Source organism: Aquitalea sp. (genome assembly GCF_030150775.1).
Classification (GTDB): Bacteria; Pseudomonadota; Gammaproteobacteria; order Burkholderiales; family Chromobacteriaceae; genus Aquitalea; species Aquitalea denitrificans.
Map to the genome: position 1 here is coordinate 1 of NZ_JASLFG010000014.1, position 20,269 is coordinate 20,269.

Annotated in this window: 21 protein-coding genes and 1 tRNA gene; 12 read left to right on the forward strand and 10 right to left on the reverse strand. The window is 58.9% G+C overall.

Going from position 1 to position 20,269, the window contains the following annotated elements; translation table 11 throughout:
• Together QVF59_RS05130 and QVF59_RS05135 are read left to right on the forward strand one after the other, a co-directional pair.
• On the forward strand, positions 1-1,213 hold a 1,213-nt coding region (locus QVF59_RS05130; RefSeq protein ID WP_353851329.1), incomplete at its 5' end, for a tryptophan--tRNA ligase.
• A 420-nt stretch (positions 1,214-1,633) separates the two neighbouring features.
• Positions 1,634-4,351: a DEAD/DEAH box helicase gene (locus QVF59_RS05135; protein ID WP_287877789.1), complete on the forward strand. Its 2,718-nt coding sequence runs from the start codon at positions 1,634-1,636 to the stop codon at positions 4,349-4,351.
• 109 nt (positions 4,352-4,460) lie between these two features.
• Here the strand turns inward: QVF59_RS05135 and QVF59_RS05140 are convergent, their stop codons facing one another.
• A complete protein-coding gene (locus QVF59_RS05140; protein WP_287877791.1) occupies positions 4,461-5,453 on the reverse strand; it encodes an arginine deiminase-related protein in 993 nt (330 codons plus the stop codon).
• Between the two features lie 100 nt (positions 5,454-5,553).
• On the opposite strand from QVF59_RS05140, the gene QVF59_RS05145 reads away from it, so the two are divergent.
• From QVF59_RS05145 to greB, 6 genes are all read left to right on the forward strand, one after another.
• Complete coding sequence (locus QVF59_RS05145) at positions 5,554-6,450, forward strand: LysR family transcriptional regulator (protein ID WP_159879152.1); 897 nt, start codon at positions 5,554-5,556, stop codon at positions 6,448-6,450.
• Positions 6,447-7,277: a segregation and condensation protein A gene (locus QVF59_RS05150; RefSeq protein ID WP_159879150.1), complete on the forward strand. Its 831-nt coding sequence runs from the start codon at positions 6,447-6,449 to the stop codon at positions 7,275-7,277. Before QVF59_RS05145 ends, QVF59_RS05150 begins: the two co-directional genes overlap by 4 nt.
• 144 nt (positions 7,278-7,421) lie before the next feature.
• The gene (gene scpB, locus QVF59_RS05155; protein ID WP_159879148.1) at positions 7,422-8,054 is read left to right on the forward strand and encodes an SMC-Scp complex subunit ScpB; all 633 of its coding nucleotides are present in this window, start codon (positions 7,422-7,424) and stop codon (positions 8,052-8,054) included.
• 466 nt (positions 8,055-8,520) lie between these two features.
• Positions 8,521-9,642 carry a 23S rRNA pseudouridine(2605) synthase RluB gene (gene rluB / locus QVF59_RS05160; RefSeq protein ID WP_420837525.1) on the forward strand — a complete coding sequence of 374 codons (1,122 nt, stop codon included), beginning with the start codon at positions 8,521-8,523 and terminating at the stop codon, positions 9,640-9,642.
• Positions 9,639-10,202: an NUDIX domain-containing protein gene (locus tag QVF59_RS05165; protein WP_159879146.1), complete on the forward strand. Its 564-nt coding sequence runs from the start codon at positions 9,639-9,641 to the stop codon at positions 10,200-10,202. The genes rluB and QVF59_RS05165 overlap by 4 nt, the downstream gene beginning before the upstream one ends.
• Positions 10,203-10,268: 66 nt before the next feature.
• Positions 10,269-10,823 carry a transcription elongation factor GreB gene (greB, locus tag QVF59_RS05170; RefSeq protein WP_502866795.1) on the forward strand — a complete coding sequence of 185 codons (555 nt, stop codon included), beginning with the start codon at positions 10,269-10,271 and terminating at the stop codon, positions 10,821-10,823.
• A 78-nt stretch (positions 10,824-10,901) separates the two neighbouring features.
• Here the strand turns inward: greB and QVF59_RS05175 are convergent, their stop codons facing one another.
• Positions 10,902-11,357 carry a MarR family winged helix-turn-helix transcriptional regulator gene (locus QVF59_RS05175; protein WP_287877797.1) on the reverse strand — a complete coding sequence of 152 codons (456 nt, stop codon included), beginning with the start codon at positions 11,355-11,357 and terminating at the stop codon, positions 10,902-10,904.
• 200 nt (positions 11,358-11,557) lie between these two features.
• Between QVF59_RS05175 and QVF59_RS05180 the strand changes: the two genes are divergently transcribed.
• Positions 11,558-12,712, forward strand: coding sequence for an aminotransferase-like domain-containing protein (locus QVF59_RS05180; RefSeq protein WP_287877799.1), 1,155 nt, complete (start codon positions 11,558-11,560; stop codon positions 12,710-12,712).
• A gap of 69 nt (positions 12,713-12,781) precedes the next feature.
• Here the strand turns inward: QVF59_RS05180 and QVF59_RS05185 are convergent, their stop codons facing one another.
• The 4 genes from QVF59_RS05185 to minC are packed head-to-tail and all read right to left on the reverse strand — an operon-like array spanning position 12,782 to position 15,552.
• Positions 12,782-13,723, reverse strand: a complete 942-nt coding sequence (locus QVF59_RS05185) for a LysR substrate-binding domain-containing protein (protein WP_287877801.1) — start codon at positions 13,721-13,723, stop codon at positions 12,782-12,784.
• Positions 13,724-13,726: 3 nt separating this feature from the next.
• Entirely contained in the window at positions 13,727-13,984 is a 258-nt protein-coding gene (gene minE / locus QVF59_RS05190; RefSeq protein WP_045845585.1) for a cell division topological specificity factor MinE, read from the reverse strand.
• Positions 13,985-13,987: 3 nt separating this feature from the next.
• Positions 13,988-14,800, reverse strand: coding sequence for a septum site-determining protein MinD (gene minD, locus QVF59_RS05195; RefSeq protein WP_045845586.1), 813 nt, complete (start codon positions 14,798-14,800; stop codon positions 13,988-13,990).
• A gap of 23 nt (positions 14,801-14,823) precedes the next feature.
• Positions 14,824-15,552, reverse strand: coding sequence for a septum site-determining protein MinC (minC, locus tag QVF59_RS05200; RefSeq protein ID WP_159879136.1), 729 nt, complete (start codon positions 15,550-15,552; stop codon positions 14,824-14,826).
• Between the two features lie 354 nt (positions 15,553-15,906).
• Between minC and QVF59_RS05205 the strand changes: the two genes are divergently transcribed.
• Entirely contained in the window at positions 15,907-16,476 is a 570-nt protein-coding gene (locus tag QVF59_RS05205) for a phasin family protein (RefSeq protein ID WP_159879134.1), read from the forward strand.
• A gap of 48 nt (positions 16,477-16,524) precedes the next feature.
• Here the strand turns inward: QVF59_RS05205 and QVF59_RS05210 are convergent, their stop codons facing one another.
• Positions 16,525-17,271, reverse strand: coding sequence for a hypothetical protein (locus tag QVF59_RS05210; protein WP_287877805.1), 747 nt, complete (start codon positions 17,269-17,271; stop codon positions 16,525-16,527).
• An 8-nt stretch (positions 17,272-17,279) separates the two neighbouring features.
• Entirely contained in the window at positions 17,280-18,179 is a 900-nt protein-coding gene (locus QVF59_RS05215) for a LysR family transcriptional regulator (RefSeq protein ID WP_287877806.1), read from the reverse strand.
• 213 nt (positions 18,180-18,392) lie between these two features.
• On the opposite strand from QVF59_RS05215, the gene QVF59_RS05220 reads away from it, so the two are divergent.
• On the forward strand, positions 18,393-18,599 hold the full coding sequence (locus QVF59_RS05220) for a hypothetical protein (protein ID WP_159879128.1): 207 nt from the start codon (positions 18,393-18,395) through the stop codon (positions 18,597-18,599).
• A 119-nt stretch (positions 18,600-18,718) separates the two neighbouring features.
• Here QVF59_RS05220 and ppa read toward each other — a convergent pair whose 3' ends face one another.
• A complete protein-coding gene (ppa, locus tag QVF59_RS05225) occupies positions 18,719-19,246 on the reverse strand; it encodes an inorganic diphosphatase (protein ID WP_159879126.1) in 528 nt (175 codons plus the stop codon).
• Between the two features lie 127 nt (positions 19,247-19,373).
• Here ppa and coq7 point away from each other — a divergent pair, with 127 nt between their 5' ends.
• Positions 19,374-19,994, forward strand: a complete 621-nt coding sequence (coq7, locus tag QVF59_RS05230; RefSeq protein WP_159879124.1) for a 2-polyprenyl-3-methyl-6-methoxy-1,4-benzoquinone monooxygenase — start codon at positions 19,374-19,376, stop codon at positions 19,992-19,994.
• Positions 19,995-20,129: 135 nt separating this feature from the next.
• Here the strand turns inward: coq7 and QVF59_RS05235 are convergent.
• Positions 20,130-20,204: transfer RNA gene (locus QVF59_RS05235), tRNA-Glu, on the reverse strand.
• Between the last annotated feature and the right edge of the window lie 65 nt (positions 20,205-20,269).

Genomic DNA, 20,269 nt, shown 5'->3' on the forward strand with positions numbered 1-20,269 from the left:
ATCTGGAAATCACACCATGTTTGCCAACCGCATCCTTTCCGGCATGCGCCCCACGGGCAGCCTGCACCTGGGCCATTACCACGGCGTCATCAAGAACTGGGTGGAGCTGCAATCCAGCCACGACTGCTATTTCATGGTGGCTGACTGGCACGCCCTCACCACCAACTACGACGACGTGGCCATCATCGAAAAGAGCATCTGGGACATGGTGATCGACTGGCTGGCTGCCGGTGTCGACCCGGAAAAGGCCACGGTGTTCATCCAGTCCAAGGTGCCGCAGCATGCCGAACTGCATCTGGCATTGTCCATGGTGACGCCGCTGTCCTGGCTGGAACGCGTGCCCACCTACAAGGACCAGATCGAAAAACTGTCCACCAAGGACCTGGGTACCTACGGCTTCCTCGGCTATCCGCTGCTGCAGGCCGCCGACATCCTGGTGTACAAGGCCGGGCTGGTGCCGGTGGGCGAAGACCAGGTGCCACATATCGAACTGACCCGCGAAGTGGCACGCCGCTTCAACAACCTGTTTGGCCGCGAACCCAATTTCGACGAACTGGCCCAAGCCGCCGCCAAGAAAATCGGCAAGCAGGGCAAGCAGTTCATGCAGCAGCGCACCGCCTATCTGCAAGGCGGCAACGCCGAAGCCCTGCAAGCCGCGCGCGAGATTCTGGCCGCCAGCCAGAACCTGGGCGTGGCCGACCGTGAACGTCTGGCCGGCTGGCTGGAAAACAAGGGCAAGACCATCCTGCCGGAACCGGAAGCCAAGCTGACCGCCGCCTCGCGCATGCCGGGCCTGGATGGCCAGAAGATGTCCAAGTCCTACGGCAACACCATCACCATGCGCGAATCACCGGAGCTGGTGAGCAAGAAAGTGAAGGCCATGCCGACCGACCCGGCCCGTGTGCGTCGCACCGATGCCGGTAATCCGGAAAAATGCCCGGTATGGCAATTGCATCAGGTGTACAGCGACAACGACACCCGCGAATGGGTGAAAAAAGGCTGTACCAGCGCCGGCATCGGCTGTCTGGAATGCAAGCAGCCGGTGATCGACGGCGTGCTGCGCGAACAGCAGCCGATGTTCGAACGTGCCGAGCAATACCTGACCCATCCGGACCGGGTGAAGGAAATCGTGTTCGAAGGCTGCCGCCGCGCCGAGAAAGTGGCCAAGGAAACCATGGGTGATGTGCGCGCTGCGATGGGGCTGGGCTTCTGAACGCAGCTGACAAAACCCCTGTTGCGGCGTTGCGCCTCCTTGCCGTGCGTCGTGTACTGCCTGCGTCGGCGCGCCTTGCACCAGGGCCGCTACGCTATTTTGTCAGCCGAACCATGCTGTAGTAGCGGTGGTGGATGTAAAAAAGCCGGAACAGACGTTCCGGCTTTTTATCGTCTTGGTTCCGTCCTGGAATAAGTTGACACTTTGCTGCCGTAGCGAAGGAGAGTCATATGGATTCAAGGATTAAGCGCACCCTGCAAGACTACTGCCTGGCTTTTAAACTGTGCATCATCCATGACGACAAAGTCATGTCACTGATCCTGCGATGATGGCAAGATGGTCTTTTATTGAAGAAATGACTTTGTCGGTTTTCTGCCTCAGTGCATATTCCGAGGTCATGTTTGGACGAATAAGGGACGTATGGTTTCTATCCACGTAGGGGGTGAGGAAAAAACTGCTCAGATAAGCGATTGGAAGATTTATTGGAGCGATAAGAATCAAACTCTGCAACTGACGTGTTATTTCCCCTCTAAGAAGACTTATACGCGCCCGCTCAGTGACTGCCTGGTTTCTCCCACCCGAGAGCTGGGCGAGATGTTGCTGACCAAGCCCGATAGCGCGATTGTCACTCCCATTGCCAAGGCGACCATCTACGGTGAGCGGTATGCTGTTGTGCATTATCCGGATAGCGACAAGCCGTATGTCCACAAAATGGACGAAATTTGCTTGTGCGAGCCAAGCGGAATAAAGCGGACGGCTGTCTTCGATTATTTCACCGCTGTAGCCAATGCGCGGCAGGAGCGCGCCGCATCGCCGACGGAGCGCGAGATTGCCGCCAATGTCGTGCGTCAAATCAGAAAGCTGCCCGCCAGCGCCAATACTGCCTTGCAGGCGTATTGCACCGGGCGCAACGGCACGTTGAAACCAGGTCAAGGGCTGATCTATCCGTTTGGGCTGAACGAGAGCCAGCTTGCCGCGGTTGAGCAAGCATTTCGCGCGCAGGTCAGCGTGATTGAAGGTCCGCCGGGCACAGGCAAAACACAGACCATTCTCAACATCCTTGCCAATATCTTGCTACGCGGCCAGACGGTGGCCGTGCTGTCCAACAACAATGCGGCGGTGGAAAACGTCTATGAAAAGCTGGAAAAGTGCAGCCTTGGCCACTTGATTGCCAAACTCGGCAACCAGGAAAATCGCCAGGACTTCTTTGACAATCTTCCGCCGTGGCCGTCCGACGAAGCCGAGCCCGCGCCGAGTTTGGCGGCGATTCAGGCTCGGCTGGAGCGCGTGAAGCAACATCTGCACGATCACAATCGGGCGGCTCAATTACAGCTTGAACTCGATGAGCTGATCATCGAGCGGCGCTACCTGCAGCAATGGCAGGCAGACAGCGGTGTGCAGGCCACCACCCCACTGGACAGGTACGGGCTGACCCCGCGCAAGACGGCGGAGTTGATGGCTTACCTGACCCATCTCGGTGAACAACGCATCCGCATCAAAGACCGCATCGAGCTGCTGCTCAACTTCAGGATCTTCCGCACCAAGCCGTTTGCCGAGGGCGACGCACGACTTTCCGCGTTTCATACTCTGCAGATGCATTACTACGACAAGGCGCTTCAGGAAAAAACAGCGGAGTTGCAGGCCTGCCGTGAGGCGCTGGCACGGGCCAACTTCACGGTCTTGCTGGAGGAATTGAAAACCGCATCGATGCGCCATCTGAAACAGCATCTTCAAAAGCCATCGCGGTCATCGGACGGCTTCAATGCCAAGACGTACCGACACACTCAACAATTCGACGCTTTCCTAAAGCGCTTCCCGATCGTGGGCAGCGGCACGCACTCCATCGTTAATTCAATTGCGCCGGGGGCGATTCTCGACTACGTGATCATCGACGAGGCCTCGCTACAGGACATCGTGCCGGGCATTCTGCCGCTGGGCTGCGCGAAGAATCTGATCGTCGTCGGTGATAACCGCCAGTTGGCGCACATCCCGGTGGCACTAGGCCTTGCGGCACCTACCGAGGCTTATGATTGCGAGCGCTACAGCCTGCTCGATTCCTGTATTGCTGTATTCAAAGAAAACCTGCCTAGAACATTGCTAAAAGAGCACTATCGCTGTCATCCAAGGATCATCCAGTTCTGCAACCAGCAGTTCTACGACAACGCACTGGTGCCAATGACTGAGGACAGGGGCGAGGAGCCGCTGCGGCTGGTGGTGACCGCCAAAGGCAATCACACCCGTCAAAATACTAACCAGCGCGAGCTGGACTCGCTGCTCAAGGTGCTAGAAGACGAGGGGGAGCCTATCAGCATGGATGGTGAAGGCCGTGGCTACATTGCCCCGTTCCGGGCGCAGATCAAGCTTTCCAGTAAGTGTCTGCCACCGGATTTCGTCAAGGACACCGTGCATAAGTTTCAGGGGCGGGAGTGTGACGAGATTGTCTTCTCCACCGTCCTGGACAAGAAACGCTACAACCAGGAACGCAAGCGGCTGGATTTCGTCGATGACCCGCGCATGGTCAATGTGGCGGTATCACGCGCCAAGCACCGCTTTACGCTAGTCACGGGTGACGAGGTGTTCACCAGCAACAACGGGCACATTGCGGCCTTGATGCGCTATGTGGCCTATTACGCGCAGGACGAGCAGATCGTGCGCGCGCCGGTGGTGTCCGCTTTCGACCTGCTGTATCGCGAGTATGACCAGTCGCTGGCAAGGTTGAACGCCCGCTTGCGACCGGAAGATTCGCGTTATGTGTCCGAGCGGATCGCAGCGCAACTGCTGCGCGAAGCCCTGGCTAAGCCCGCGTGCCAAGCCTTGATGGTCCACAAGCAAGTCATGTTGAATCAGGTTGCATCGCTGAGCAACCCAGACTTGACGACGTGTGAGCGGGCTTTCATGGCGCGCGCCAGCTGCGATTTCGTCATCTATTTCAAGGTGGGCAAGATCCCGGTGGGGGTGATCGAAGTAGATGGCGGCTCTCACAACCAATCAGAACAGCAGGCTCGCGATGCTTTGAAGAACAGCATACTAGCCAAGAGCGATATCGCAATCGTGCGCTTGCGCACAGTAGAGAGCGCCATCGAAGAAAGAATTGCGGAGTTTCTGTCTCAATGGACGAGTTCGGGTCTGAGTGATTGAGAAATGGCTAATTGTTAGAATTGCTCGGCTTGTCCATCTGCTTCTGCAGGAGTGATCGTCAGAGTAGCGGGACTGATCTGTAGCACTTGCTCCCTTGCCGCGTGCGGTTTCAGTGCTCGACACGTGGCAGGAAGATTTCCGCCAGCATGCAACGGCAACTGCCGCCACCGACTGCTTCGATGGTGGGGATGGGGTTGACCACCGGCTGGCCATGGCGCTCCAGCACCCGTTGCTGTTGCGGGGTAAAGCCATTCCAGGCGCGCTGCGACATGGCCAGCAGCGGGGTGCCGTCCTGTGCCGCCAGCTGCAGGATATTGCCGCAGAAATGCTGTTCCACCTGCTCATGACTGATGTGGATCACCTCGTGGGTGGATTCCAGCGCGGCCAGTACCCGTTGACGCTCTTCCGGCTGATACAGGCTGTCGGCGCAGATCACCGCAATATCCTGCCCCACCGACATCATCACATTGCTGTGATAGATGGGGACGCCATGGCTGTCGGCGGTGTCGAACAACTGCACATCGTCCAGACCGCGCAAGCGGGCGTAACGATACAGCGCCAGCGGATGGCAGCGCTGCGAGCGGGCGGCGTACACCCGGCGGCGGGCGTGGTCGAAAATCATCACCCCGGTGCCTTCCAGAATCAGTTCTTCTTCCCACGGGTGGCCCACCCAGCTGATCTGGTTGATCTGGTAATCATGCTGCAGCAACAGCCGCGCAAGTTCTTCCACCCGCCGTTCCTGCCGGCGATTGGGCGTGTGCATCGGGTAAATGTGCAAGCTGCCATCGGCACTGGTGCTGAACCAGTTGTTGGGAAACACCGCATCGGGCGTGGCAAGGCCGTCCGGGCTTTTTTCCAGTACCATCACCCGCAGGCCGTGGTCAGACAGGCGCTGTGCCATGGCATCGAACTCGGCCATGGCCTGGGCGGTGACTGCGGCAGCGGGCAGGTTCAGCCGGTGCTGGAACACATTGTCGGCACCGGTCTGTTCGTTAAAGGCAAAGTCGACCGGGCGCACCATGACCACGGCGCGTGCCAGTTGCGGTTGTGCCGGGCGGTTCAGCGACAGCGGCTGAATCCAGGGCAGATTCTGATTTCCCATGTGATGAATTCGGGGCGGAGTGTGGAGGGTGCTGGTATAGTAGCCAGATCAAGATCAAACAAAAAGTTGGATTTGTTTGACATTTCCATAATGATTTGGAATGGATTTTCACCTAGCCGCCCTCAAGGCCTTTGTCACCGCCGCGCGTGAGTCGTCGTTTTCCCGCGCCGCCGACTGCCTGCACCTCACCCAGCCCGGTCTGTCCAAGCGCATTCGCAGCCTGGAGGATGGCCTGCGCGTCACGCTGTTCGACCGCATCGGCCGCCGTACGGTGCTGACCGAAGCCGGACGCGCCTTCCTGCCTTACGCCTTGCGCATGCTGGCGGAGGCGGAGCAGGCCAGCCAGCTGCTGCGCAGCCTGCAACCGGCCCAGGTGGGCAAGCTGCATCTGGCCACCACCCAGCATATCGGCTTGTACTACCTCAAGCCGGTGCTGGCGGATTTTGTGCGCCAGTATCCGGGCATCGACCTCACCGTGGACTTCAAGACTTCAGCCGAAACCCACAAGCTGCTGAGCCAGGGCGAGCTGGAACTGGGCTTCATGTCCGAGCCGCCCTTGCACGAGCAGGCGCTGGATTATGTGGCGGTGTTGGAAGAAAAACTGTGCTTTGCCGTAGCCGGGCAGCACCCGCTGGCCCTGCTGGACTCCCTGACCCTGCAGGACCTGGCGCGCTATCCCGCGCTGTTGCCCGGCAGCAATACCCGCTGCCGACGGCTGATCGAAAACCTGTTCCAGCAACAGGCCACCCCGCTGGACGTGCGTGAGCCGTCCAATTACCTGGAAGCCTTGCGCATGCTGGTGGAAGCCGGGCTGGGCTGGACTGCGCTGCCGGAAGTGATGATCAGCAGCACGCTGTGCCGTCTGCCGCTGGCAGAACACGAGCCTTCCCGCACCATCATGCTGGCCTACCACCGCAAGATCAGTCTGTCCGGCCCGGCGCGGCTGTTTCTGGAATGGGTCAAAACCCACCCGCTTGGCGTACACTCTGCCGCATGAGTAGCCAGACCACGCCCGACAACTTTGCCCTGACCGCGCCGCAACTGCCGGCCGGCCTGCCCATCGCCCATGTATTCGGTCAGCCGGTGCTGGAAGTGCCGCAGGACCTGTTCATCCCGCCCGATGCCTTGCAGGTGATCCTGGAAAGCTTCGAAGGCCCGCTGGACCTGTTGCTCTACCTGATCCGCAAGCAAAATCTGGATGTGCTGAATATTCCGATGGCTGACATCACTCGCCAGTACATGGGCTATGTGGACGCCATGCGCACCGAGCGGCTGGAGCTGGCGGCGGAATACCTGCTGATGGCGGCCTTGCTGATTGAAATCAAATCGCGGCTGCTGCTGCCGCGTCCGCCACTGGATGAAGAGGGCGAACCGGACGATCCGCGTGCCGAGCTGGTGCGCCGCCTGCTGGATTACGAACAGATGAAGCTGGCTGCACTGGCGCTGGACAAGCTGCCGCAGGCCGACCGCGATTTTGCCTGGCTGGCAGTACTGATCGAGCAGGGGGCCGAGGCGCGGCTGCCGGATGTGGCAGCGGTAGATCTGCGTCAGGCCTGGCTGGCCATTCTGTCCAGGGCAAAGCACAAGCGCAGTCACAAGGTGGAAAAGGACGAGCTGTCGGTACGCGAGCAAATGAGCTGGATCCTGCGCTACCTGTCCGGGCGCGAATACGTGCCGTTCGAAGAGCTGTTCGAGGTGGACAAGGGCGTCGCCCATCTGGTGGTCAACTTCATTGCGGTGCTAGAGCTGGTGAAGGAAGGGCTGATCAAGGTGAGTCAAGAGGAAGCCTATCAGCCCATTTATGTACGCATTGCCATCAACTGAGTCGGCCAACTGTTGCATGCATGACAGCAGTGCACGAATTGGCAGTGTCGCCAGCGGGGAATTCATGTAAAATCCGCGCCTTCCCCGCGCAATGTATATTTTTCGCCCCTAGTCCTGTGCGCAGGCCGGGCGAGACTTGGTCCGATGTCCACCATCACCGACTTAAACTATCTCAAGATCGTGCTGGAAACGGCATTATTGACCGCGACGGAACCCTTGTCGGTATCCCAGCTCAAAAAGCTGTTTACCGAAGACATCAAGGCCAGTCTGCTGAATGACATTCTGGAAGACATCCAGTCTGACTGGCGTGGCCGTGGTGTGGAGCTGGTGAAACTGGCCAGTGGCTGGCGCTTTCGCGCCCGGGCCGAATTTACCCCCTATCTGTCACGGCTGAACCCGGAAAAACCGCCGCGTTACTCGCGTGCCGTGATGGAAACCCTGGCGATTATCGCCTACAAACAACCTGTTACCCGTGGTGATATCGAATCCATTCGTGGCGTGTCGGTATCCACCAATGTGATGCAAACCCTGCTGGAGCGGGGTTGGATTGAAGTAATCGGGCACAAGGACGTGCCCGGCCGGCCGGGGCTGTATGCCACCACCCGCAAGTTTCTGGATGATCTTGGCTTTGTTTCGCTAAGGGATCTGCCACCGCTGGCAGACTTGGGAACACTGGTCATACCCGATGCCCAGCCACAAGAGATCGGCAGCGAAGAAGCCGAAGACACTCTCCCCCTCGACGATGAGGCGGACAATCTGGAGCCACAAGCTCAATAGCGCGTGCGCTCGTACTGAAAGAGCATGATTTATGTCTACCAAAGGACAAAACAACGCCCGCCAGCCGGTGGCGCGTGTAAAGGGACGCGAAAGCACCAGCCAGCGCCGTCAGCCTGACGCCGCCCGTGGCAACGCCCCGCAGCAGCAGGGCCGTGGCAAGCCGGGAGGCTTTGGCAAGGCGCGTAATCCGCAAGACGCGCAAGCCCAGGGCGGCAAGCCGCAGGGCCGTCGCCCCGCTGCGCCGCGGGATGCCTATGGCAATCTGCTGCAGGCGCAAGCCAATGCCGCACCGCATGAAAGCGCGCCACTGTTCAAGATGAGCCGTGCCGAACTGGCGCAGCTGGAATTGCAACGCCAGGCCCGTGGCCTGCCGCGCGATGAAAACGGCGAACCGAATGGCAATGTGGCCGAACCGAAAAAACCGGCCAACAACCGCCGTAAGGAAACTGTCAACCGCCGTGGCGAAGTGCAGGCCAAGCCCACTGGCAGCGGCAAGCGCAGTCAGTCGGAAAACAACCGCCAGCAGCAGGCTGCCCGTCGCCAGGAAAAGGCCGAACGTTTGCAGGCTGAAGGTGGTGAAGCGCTGCAGCACGAACGTCGCTTCGGCAACAAAAATGCCGCCATGCCGGTAGCCGATGGAGAACAAAGCCCGCGCGAACAGCGTCGTGCTCCCGCCGCGGGCAAACCGCGCGCAGAAGGCAAGTCGCTGGTAATCAAGGCAAAAAAGTTGCGTCTGCGCAGCCCGAGTCAGGACGTGAAAGAAAAGTCCAAGCGGCTGCGCGAGGTGCGCCTCGACAAGGAACAGATTGAACCGGTACGCCTGCAAAAAGCGCTGTCGGCTTCCGGCGTCGGCTCGCGCCGCGAAATGGAAGAATGGATTGAAGCCGGTCTGGTGATGGTCAATGGCAAGAAAGCCAATCTGGGCGACCGTGTCGGCCCGGAAGACCGCGTCACCGCCAAGGGTGATGTGATCAAGCTCAAATGGGCCGACCGCCTGCCACGCATCATCATGTATCACAAACAAGAAGGTGAAATCGTTTCCCGCGACGACCCGGAAGGCCGTGTCAGCGTGTTTGAGCGCCTGCCGCAAGCCAAGAGCAGCCGCTGGGTGGCCGTGGGCCGTCTGGACGTCAACACCTCCGGCCTGTTGCTGATCACCACCAGTGGTGAACTGGCCAACCGCATGATGCACCCCAGCTTTGAAGTGGAGCGTGAATACGCCGTGCGCGTGCTGGGTGAACTGACACCGGAAATCGCCAAGGAAATGACCGCAGGTGTGGAACTGGAAGACGGCCCGGCTGCCTTCCAGCGCGTATTCCAGCGCGGTGGTGCCGAAGAAGGTGCCAACCAGTGGTACAACGTGGTGATCAAGGAAGGGCGTAACCGCGAAGTGCGTCGCATGTTCGAACACTTCGGCCTGACCGTCAGCCGCCTGATCCGCGTGCGCTTTGGCAACCTGGGCCTGCCCCCGCGCCTCAAGCGTGGCCAGTTCTACGAACTGAACGAAGCCGAAGTGGCTGCGGTGATGAAGTGGTCTGACCTGACCATGACCGGCCGCAAGAAAACCCGCGGCAGCAAGGCCGAGTGAGCGCTCGCCGTTGGCCGTCACTGACGGCGCTGGCGGTGCGAGCAGGCAAATGGGTGGCTGCCTTGCGGTCACCCGTTTTGCATTCTGTCCGCCAATCGCATCATGGACAGCAGCCGGCAATAGCCGGTGCTGCCGTACGCTTGCTGGCCGGTCGGCGCGGGCCGCGTGCATCCATTGTCATCATCCAGGATGGCAAGCTGTTGATGATGCAGCGCATCAAAAATGGCAAGGAGTATTATGTCCTGCCCGGCGGCACCATCAAGGCTGGCGAAACCCCGGCCATGGCCTGTGTGCGTGAAACCCGAGAGGAGACCGGCCTGAATGTATGGCTGGCCGAGCAACTGGCCGAGCTGGAGCACAAGGGGCGCATCGAACATGTGTTTCTGGCCAGCAAGTTTCGTGGCACCCTGCAGCTGGGTGGGCCGGAGCTGGCACGCATGAGCGAGGATAATCAGTATCATCTGCTGTGGCTGGATTACAAGCAGTTGCAACAGCTGAAGCTGCGGCCAAAGAATCTGCTGGTGTACTGCCAGGAATGGTTGTGGCCGCAGGACCAATGATGGCTTGCTGAACCGGCGCTGCCGGACGTAAGGTAGCCGATTGCAGTGCCAGTCAGGAATATACGCATGAGCAAGGCATTTACTCGAGAAAACGACGAGGCTGAAGACGATCTGCCAGTCGAGCAGCGACTGCCGGCATCCACCAAGAACTACATTACCCCCGGTGGCTGGTTGCGGCTGAAGGACGAGTTGTACCAGTTGGTCAACAAGGAAAGGCCGGAAGTGGTGCAGATCGTCAACTGGGCCGCCAGCAATGGCGATCGCTCGGAAAATGGCGATTATCTGTACGGCAAGCGCCGCTTGCGCGAAATCGACCGCCGCATCCGCTTTCTGACTAAGCGGCTGGAGCTGGCTGAGGTAGTGGACCCGGAAGCGCGTGAAGCGACCGATCAGGTATTTTTCTCGGCAACCGTGCTGATTGAGCGTGGAGATGGCAGCGAGCAGCTGCTGCGCATCGTCGGGGTGGATGAAATTGATCTGTCGCGTGGTCATATCAGCTGGATTTCCCCGATTGCCCGCACCCTGATCAAGGCGCGTGAAGGGGATAGCGTGCTGTTTCGCGGGCCGGACGGCGACGAGGATATTGAAATCCTCGAAGTCCGCTATGAGAAAATTTGCTAGTCCTGCGTCGGCTGCATAAAGCAAAAGCCCGTGTATTGCTACACGGGCTTTTTTGTATTCACCTGGTGGTCGGCAGCCTCAGTGGCCAGCTTCGTCGGCATCGGCCCGGCCAGACAGCTGGCTGTTAACCGCCATCCAGTCGCGGGTGGCGGTGTCGCCAATACGGCTGAAGGCCTGGCTTAGCAGCCGGGCTTGTTCCTTGTGCAGTGCTTCTTCCAGCTTGCGGCCTTCGCTGGTAAGCGACAGTTGCTTCACCCGCTTGTCGTGGCTGGCGGCCACACTGGCAATCAGGCCCATTTCCACCAGTTGGCGCAGCGGCATATTGATGGCTTGCTTGGTCACGTCCAGCGCGCCCAGCAGGTCCTTGACCGAGAGGCCGGGATAGCGGGCCACAAAAAACAGGATACGGTGATGTACACGCGCCAGACCACGGCGGGCCAGAATTTCATCCGGCTTGGCGGTAAAGGCCTTGTAGGCATGGAAAAACACTTCCATGGCCGCGCGCAGGTCAATCGAGCTATCGGTGTCAGGCATGTTGACGACTTCCCCGCCTAGGGGTAAATTAGGTCAAAAAAATTGACGTTTATTGTTCGTTGGATTGTCACGGCAGCGCACCATATGGCGGTAGCAGAAAAAACATACCAGCTGCTGCAGAAGCACCGCTTCCGTAGGCTTGCCACCCTCGGCCACGGCAATATGGTTGACATACTGATGTGACAATCAGGGAGATTACCATGTTTTCAGAACGTATCGAACGACTGATGGGTTCGCTGATCCGCGAAATCCTGGCTGCAGCACAGCGCCCGGAAGTCATTTCCTTTGCCGGTGGACTGCCGGCAGCCAGCTGTCTGCCCAAGCTGGACTTTAGCGGCATGCCGCAGGCACTGGCGCAATACGGGACCACCGAGGGGGAACCGGAGCTGCGCGAACTGATTGCCGCCCAGGCGCGCAAGATGGGGCTGGATTGCACTGCTCAGCAGGTGTTGGTGCTGTCTGGCTCACAGCAGGCCATCGACCTGGCTTCCAAGCTGTTCATCGACCCGGGTACTCCGCTGGTGACAGAGGGCCCCACCTATCTGGCGGCCTTGCAGTCCTTCAATCTGTTTGGTGCCAGCATTACCGCGGTAGCGCAGGAGAACGGCCAATTGCCACCGGCCAAGCTGGACCAGGCTTTGCGCCAGGCCAAACCGCGACTGACCTATCTGATTCCCAGCTTCCAGAACCCCTCCGGTGCCTGTTATAGCGAGGAAAACCGCCGGGCGCTGGCCGAGGTGATCGACAGCCATGGCTTGCCGGTTTACGAGGATGATCCGTACCGCGCGCTTTCCTACGATGGCGAAGCACCGGCTCCGCTGGTCAGCCATCTGAAGAACACGCCGTGGATTTATGCCGGCTCCTTCTCCAAGACGCTGGCGCCGGGGCTGCGCGAAGGTTATCTGATTGCCTCGCCCGAGCTGTATCCGCATCTGGTCAAGCTCAAGCAATCCACCGACCTGCACAGCAATCGCCCCGGTCAGTGGTTTATTGCCCAGCAGCTGGCCAGCCCGGACTTCCCGGCGCATCTGCAATCACTGCGCGATACTTACCGTGTGGGGCGTGATGCCATGCAGGCTGCGCTGGAAAAGCACTTTGCTGATCTGGCTGACTGGCAGGTTCCCAAGGGCGGGCTGTTTTTCTGGCTGACGCTGAAGCAGCCGCAGGACACGCGCGAGCTGCTGAAAGTGGCGCTGGCAGAATGCAATGTCGCCTTCATGCCGGGGGAGCCTTTCTACCCGAATCCGGCAGATGGCATCGGCCACTTGCGCCTCAACTTCAGCCACGCTGCGCCGGAGCGCATTGACGAGGGCATCGCCCGTCTGGCCCAGCTGGTACGCAGGGCTGCCGCCTGAGAACGTCGCTGGCAGGCAAACAAAAGCCGCTCGATGAGAGCGGCTTTTTTTGTGGCTGCGTAATGTGGATCAGCCGCCAATCGGTCCTTCGCCTTCCAGCATGGCAACGCCAGCCAGCCCGGAACGGAATACCGCCTGCTGCAGGGTTTCCACGGCCTTCTTGCGGAAAAACTGCTTGCGTGTCACCAGCAGTACCCGCCGTTCGGGTACTGGGGCCTGGAAGGGGACCACCGACAGCAGGCTGTCGTCACCTGGGCCGATGGAGGTGGATGGCATTACGGTCACGCCCATGCCGCTGGCCACCATGTGGCGGATGGTATTAAGCGAGCTGCCCTGCAGAGTGCTGGCCAGACCGGAGTGGTGGTTCTGCTTGCTGGCCAGTTCGCTGCATGCTTGCAATACCTGGTCGCGGAAGCAGTTACCCTGTGTCAACAGCAGCACGCTTTCGTCAGTCAGCTGACTGGCATTCACACACTCCTGCTTTTCCCACGGATGGCCTTTGGGTGTGGCTACGACAAAGGGTTCGTCATACAGCGGCCAGGCCACGGTACCGGCTTCGTCGAACGGGTCGGCCACGATGATGGCATCTACCTCACCGCGCTTGAGCATTTCAGCCAGCCGCGCGGTGTAGTTCTCTTCCAGGATCAGCGGCATGTCCGGTGCCAGAATGCGCAGGGCGGGAATCAGTCGTGGTAGCAGGTAGGGGCTGATGGTAAAGATCACCCCCAGCTTGAGCGGGCCCACCAGCTCGTTCTGGTGTTCACCGGCCAGCCGTTTGACGGTTTCGGCCTCTTCCAGCACGCGCTGCGACTGTTCGATGATGCGCTCGCCAATTTCCGTCACCGCCACTTCCTGGCCACCACGCTCAAACAAGGTGATGCCCAGTTCGTCTTCCAGCTTCTTGATGGCGATGGACAGAGTGGGCTGGCTGACAAAGCAGCTTTGTGCGGCGCGGCCAAAATGGCGCTCGCGCGCCACGGCCACGATGTAGCGGAGTTCGGTCAGCGTCATGGTTTATCGTTGGTGCTCCGGCAGCACGATGTTGACTTCCAGCACCTCAAAGTCGTCCTGGCGTTCCACTTGTACCTTGATGTCGTCCAGATTGACCGACACGTACTTGGAAATCACCTCCATCAGCTCGCGCTGCAATGCGGGCAGGTAGTCGGGCGCGCTGCGGCCATTGCGCTCGTGCGCCAGGATGATCTGCAGGCGTTCTCTGGCAATGGCGGCGGTTTTCTGGCGCTTGCCGAACAGGATGTCGATAAGGGACATGGTTTAACCTCCGAACAGGCGCTTGAGCAAGCCCACCTTGGGGGCATCCAGGAAGCGCATGGGGCGATCTTCGCCCAGGAAACGTGCAATCACGTCAGAATAGGCTTCGGCTACATCGCTGCCCTTCAGATGAATGGCAGGTGTACCGGAGTTGGAGGCTTGCAGTACGGTCTGGGATTCCGGAATCACACCGATCAGCGGTACGCGCAGGATTTCCTTCACGTCATCCACCGACAGCATCTCGCCCTTGTCCACGCGGGCCGGGGAGTAGCGGGTGATCAGCAGGTGTTCCTTCACCGGCTCGCCGCCCTGTTCGGCACGGCGCGATTTGGAAGCCAGAATGCCCAGGATGCGGTCGGAGTCGCGCACCGAGGAGACTTCCGGGTTGGTGACGATCAGCGCTTCATCGGCAAAGTACAGCGCCATCAGCGCGCCCTTTTCGATACCGGCCGGCGAGTCGCACACGATGTACTCGAAGCCGCTGTCAGCCAGATCCTTCAATACCTTTTCCACGCCTTCCTGCGACAGCGCATCCTTGTCGCGGGTTTGCGATGCCGGGATGATGTACAGGTTGTCGCAGTTCTTGTCCTTGATCAGCGCCTGGTTCAGTGATGCTTCGCCATTCACCACATTGATCAGGTCGTACACCACACGGCGCTCGCAGCCCATGATCAGGTCCAGGTTGCGCAGGCCGACGTCAAAGTCGATCACCACGGTCTTGTGGCCGCGCAGGGCCAGGCCGGAGGCAAAGCTGGCACTGGTGGTGGTTTTGCCGACACCACCTTTGCCGGAAGTCACGACGATGATTTTTGCCACGGTAAATCCTTTGGAAAATTGAATTATTCGCCAAGCGCGGTCATGACCAGGCGCTCGTTTTCAAGTTGAATCTGGGTAGGCTTGCCCTTGATGCTTTCCGGCAAGGCCTGTTCGATGGTGCGATAGACCCCGGCAATGGAAACCAGTTCGGCCTCCATGCTGCGTACGAAGATGCGCGCGCTGGTATTGCCACGGGCTCCGGCCAGCGCGCGGCCACGCAGTGGGGCATAGACATGGATGTTGCCATCGGCAATCACCTCGGCACCGGCGCTGACCATGGCCAGTACCACCAGGTCGCAGCCACGGGCATAAATCTGCTGGCCGGCGCGTACCGGGCGATCCACGATCATGGTGCTGGGCGGGGGCACCGGTGCCGCGACCGGGGCGGCTTCCACCGGCTTGGCCTGCGGCTCGCTGACCGTCTGGCTGGAGCGTGCCGGCAAGCCGCCGCGCACATAGGCAAGGCCGTAGCGGCTGGCCACTTCGGCCATGGCTGAATCCGGGTGGCGCAGCGCCACAATGCGAATGCCATGGCGGCTGAGCATGGGGAGCAACCGGCCATACTCGGTTTCCGCTGCCTGGGGCAGGGCTTCCACATCTAGCATGAAGGCTTCGGCAGGTGCATCAACGGCGGGGCCGAAGCGGGTGTTCAGGGCGCTGGTGAGTTCTTCCAGATTGTCCGTGTGGAGAATCAGGGCCAGCAGATCCAGGCTGGCAGATTTGATGTCAAAGGCGTTGGCCGCAGAGCTCATGAGTAGGCTTTATATAAATAGATTTCTTCTATGGAGCGAGTGTACTGGCTTGCACTGCCCCTTTCAATGCCAGTGAACCATTCTGCATGTATGGTGGACTGTTGGTATTGCGCTGCAAAAAAATGTGGGCAGCAGCCACTAGCTTCATCTGTCACATGCTTGTCATTCGTTTGGAATGTTGCTGTTGTAAAAACACATACAAAATAGCTGCTTAGCAATTTGTGCGGCGCAACATTTTCTTGACCGCACTCTGCACTTTGGTTAAATTACGTTTGCTGCTGTGCAGCATTGGCGGCGAAACGGTTGTTGTGACTGTTAAAGCTGAGTTGTATATCGACATTTCCAGGAGTAGCCATGTTTACCAATACCCAAGAATTTTCTGCTCTCGGCCAGGCGCAATTTGATAAAGCCGTTCGCCTGTCCTCCATCGTTCTGGCTGGCGCTGAACGTTTTGCCAGCCTGCAGCTGGAACTGACCCGCAAGTTGCTGGACAACAATGCCAAGCACTTCAAGGCACTGAGCGAAGTGAAAGATCCGAAAGCGTTTGCCGAACTGCAAACCAGTCTGGCTCAGCCGGGCCTGGACCAGGCATTCAGCGTGGCACGTGAAGTTTACGATGTGGCAGTTGCCACTCAGGGCGAACTGACTTCCTTCGTGGAAGAGCAGCTGGCCGAACAGAACAAGCTGCTGCTGAGCAATCTGGACCGCCTGTCCAAGAACGCTCCGGCTGGCTCTGACGTTGCCGTTTCTGCACTGAAAACTTTCGTGAACAGCTCCAATGCTGCTTTCGAAAGCGTGTCCAAGACAGCAAAGAAGGTGAGCGCCGAAATCGCTGAAGCCAGCGTGGAAGCTGCCAGCAATCAGGCCAAGGCCACTGCTGCTGCAGTTAGTCGCAAGAAGCCGGCTGCACCTGCTGCTGCCTGATTCAAGTACTGTTCAAAAAACCCGCCTAATTGGCGGGTTTTTTTATGGCTATGGATTCTGGCGGGATGTTGGCTGCGGCTGAAGAGTGCTGAAAACCTGTTGCAATGCGCTGTGCAGGGTATCGCGCTGTTGCATTGCCAGCACGATGAGTAGTGCCAGGTTGGCCGCAAAGTGGGTCTGCTGTCCTGGAGGAAGGGAGAACTGTGCCCGTACTGTCTCGGCATCATGTCCGGCGGCATCAATGCCTTGCTGTTGCAGGTAATGGAGTGACAAGGCGAGCAGCTTGTCTGCCACCTCCATTTGCTGCTGCATGCATTGTTCCCAGTTGATGGCACTTGGTGTGGCGCTGGTGGGTAAGTGCTGCCATGCCAGTTTCAAGGCATATTGCATGGCATTCATCACGTGCAGGGTATAACGGGCGCTGCCAGCTGGCCCGCAATGTAGCCAGGCACCGGGCAAGGGGGCCATATTGTCCAGCCAGTGGATGGCAGCGGCTGGCAGTGGCAGGGTGCTACCGCACAAGAGCATGAAGCCGAGCTGCTCGCCCTGCGGTTGCCATTGGCCACATATTTCCACGGCAATGACCTGCTGCTGTTGGCAGTGCAACAGGCGCAGATCCAGAGCGCTGCTTTCGTCGTCCCCCAGATCCAGCCAACAGTCGTCCGCTGCATAACCAAGCCAGCCAGCCGGCAACCAGCCCGGTGCAGTCTCGCTTGCAGGCAGCAGCAAGCCGCGCTGGTGCAGTCGCAGGCTGAGCCAGTGCAGATGAGGTGCAGTGCCGGATGGCTGAAACATGGATGGCCTTAGATGATCAGTTGCTTTTGCTGGATGCTGAGACCCAGATTTTCAATAAACCACGTCAGCGCCTTGCCGGGTGATTCTTCTTTCCAGGCATAGAACATTTTGGTGCAACTGCGTTTTTCCTTCAGCGATTTTTCCACAAGTTGGCCGTTTTGCAGATATGGCGTGGCAAGGGTGCGTGGCAGATAGCCAATACCCAGGCCTGCGGTCATTAGTGCGAGTTTGGCATCCAGGGTGTGTACGGTCAGTACATCCTGTCCATCCAGTATGCCTGCGGTGCGGGTGGGCAGGCGGCGCGAGGTATCGCCCAGCGAGATGATGCGGTGCTTGCGCAGGGTGTGGGCCGCCAGTGGTTCGTTTGCGCTGGCCAGCGGGTGAGTGGGGCTAACCAGAAAGACAAAGTCGATGGAGCCGATCTCGCGATAGAAATAATCTCCGGAAGGCGGATGCCCCGGGGCACCGAGTACCAGATCGGCACGTGCGTCATACAGTGCGTCCCAGATGCCGCCAAATACTTCACGGGTAAAGCGCAGCTGGGTGCCGCTACCCAGTTGGTCAAAGCGCTGGATCAGCGGTATCAGCTGTTCGAAGGGAATGAGGTCGCCAATGGTGATGACCAGCTCGCTCTCCCAGCCGGCAGCCTGCTGCTGCAGGCGATGCTCCACCGTGCGGGCGGCGTCAAGTAGATAGCGCCCGTCCCGCAGTAATAGTTCACCAGCGGGTGTCAGCCGTGCGCGGTGGCCGCTGCGGTCAAATAGCGTGATGTCCAGATCCTGTTCCAGTTTCTGGATGACATAGCTGACGGCGGACGTTACACGGTGCAGCTCTTCGGCCGCGGCGGCAAAGCTGCCGTTACGATCAATGGCATCCAGCACCAACAAAGCATCTAGTGATAGTTTCATGTTCAAATTTATTGAATGAACTGTTCAGATCATTTCGCTATCAACAGGAATGGCTCGCGTTTAATATTCACTCCACCAACCCGATGCAAGAAATAAAGCCATTGATAGCAAAGTAATTTTACGTGCCAATCTGAAAATGTCATCAAAAAAATTGAATAAATTTTGATGAGTGGCCCGGAAAGCTTGCATCCTGCTAACCAAATGGAGTGAATCATGTTGAAAAAATTGATGCTGGCTGTTGTTGTTTCTAATGCTCTTGTTGCTGCTGCCATGGCAGATAGCGATGTACGTAGCCGCCCGGACAAGGATGCTGTGAAGAAGTACGAGCAGCAATTCCTGAGCGATGCCCAGCGCAAGGCGGCGGATGAGCATGCTGGTAAGGCTATTGCTGCTAATCCGGCTGATTACCGCAACCACTAAGCCTGCTGGATGGCAGCCCATCTTGACCGGCTGCCGGCAAGCAAAAACGCCAGTGCATGCACTGGCGTTTTTCATGTCCGTGATGGACGCGGGCCTGCAAGGCAGGCCACTGGCAGCAATTACTTGCCGAAGCGCTCAATGCCTTCCACCAGTTCGGTTTTGGCATCTTCCAGCGTGCCCCAACCGTTGATCTTGACCCACTTGCCTTTTTCCAGATCCTTGTAGTGCTCGAAGAAGTGCACCATCTGGGCACGCAGCAGTTCCGGCAGGTCTTCCAGCTTCTGGATGGACTTGTACATCGGGCACAGTTTTTCCACCGGTACGGCAACCAGCTTGGCATCCACGCCGCCGTCGTCTTCCATCTTGATCAGACCCAGGGCACGACAGCGGATCACCACGCCCGGCGGCAGCGGGAAGGGGGTAACCACCAGCACGTCAACCGGGTCGCCATCGCCAGCCAGCGTCTGCGGCACGAAGCCGTAGTTGGCCGGGTACATCATGGAGGTGCCCATGAAACGGTCAACCACCAGGGTGTTCCACTCTTTGTCGAATTCGTATTTGATCGGCGCAGCGTTGGCGGAGATTTCGATCACGACGTTGAAGTCGCCCGGCATGTCTTTGCCCGGGCCGATGAGTTCCAGGTTCATCAGGCAGAATCCTTTGTTAATGGTGGTTGTTTACATGGAATTTCTTGCAGGATTATATCAGCAGCTGCCGTCTTGTGCGGTGCACAGGTATAATCTTTGACGGATTTGTGCACCAATCAGGAACACTATGTTTGACACGCTGATTACCGAATTTGACAAGGGCCTGCGTACCCTGTTTGCCCCGGCGCAAAGCCAGCGGCCACGGCCGGATAGCGGGCTGGAAGAAGCCGAACTCAGCGCAGAGGAAAAGCGCCACACTATCGGCCTGATGCGGGTGAACCACTGTGGCGAGGTGTGCGCCCAGGCGCTGTATCAGGGCCAGGCGCTGACGGCGCGCAATCCGGCTGCGCGCGAGGCCCTGCAGCATGCGGCCTTCGAGGAGGTGGAGCATCTGGCCTGGACCGAGCAGCGCATTCGCGAATTGGGTGGTCAGCCCAGTCTGTTGGGCCCCTTGTGGTATACCGGTTCGCTGGCTATTGGCGTGACGGCAGGTTTCTTGGGTGACAAATGGAACCTGGGTTTTCTGGAAGAAACCGAACATCAGGTGGGGGCGCATCTGGACAGCCACCTGACGGCCTTGCCTGCGGCAGACGCCAAAAGCCGCGCCATTGTGATGCAGATGCGGGATGACGAGCTGCGCCACGCTGACATGGCACATGAATTCGGTGCTGCCAGCCTGCCAGCCCCAGTGCGGGGTCTGATGAAGTTGACGGCCAAGCTGATGACGGTCAGCAGCTATCGTATCTGAATAGAGAGATGTGATGGCCGGATGCAACAACTGCCGCCTGCGGGTGGCATTGTTTTTGTCTGGCTGAGGGGGGAGCTGTTCTGGTGACAACCATGAAAAATGCCCAGTCTGCTGACTGGGCATTTTTCTGAATCCTGGCGTCCCCACGGGGAATCGAACCCCGGCTACCGCCGTGAAAGGGCGGTGTTCTAACCGCTAAACTATAGGGACTTTGGTGCACCCGGAGCGATTCGAACGCCCGACCCTTTGGTTCGTAGCCAAATACTCTATCCAAC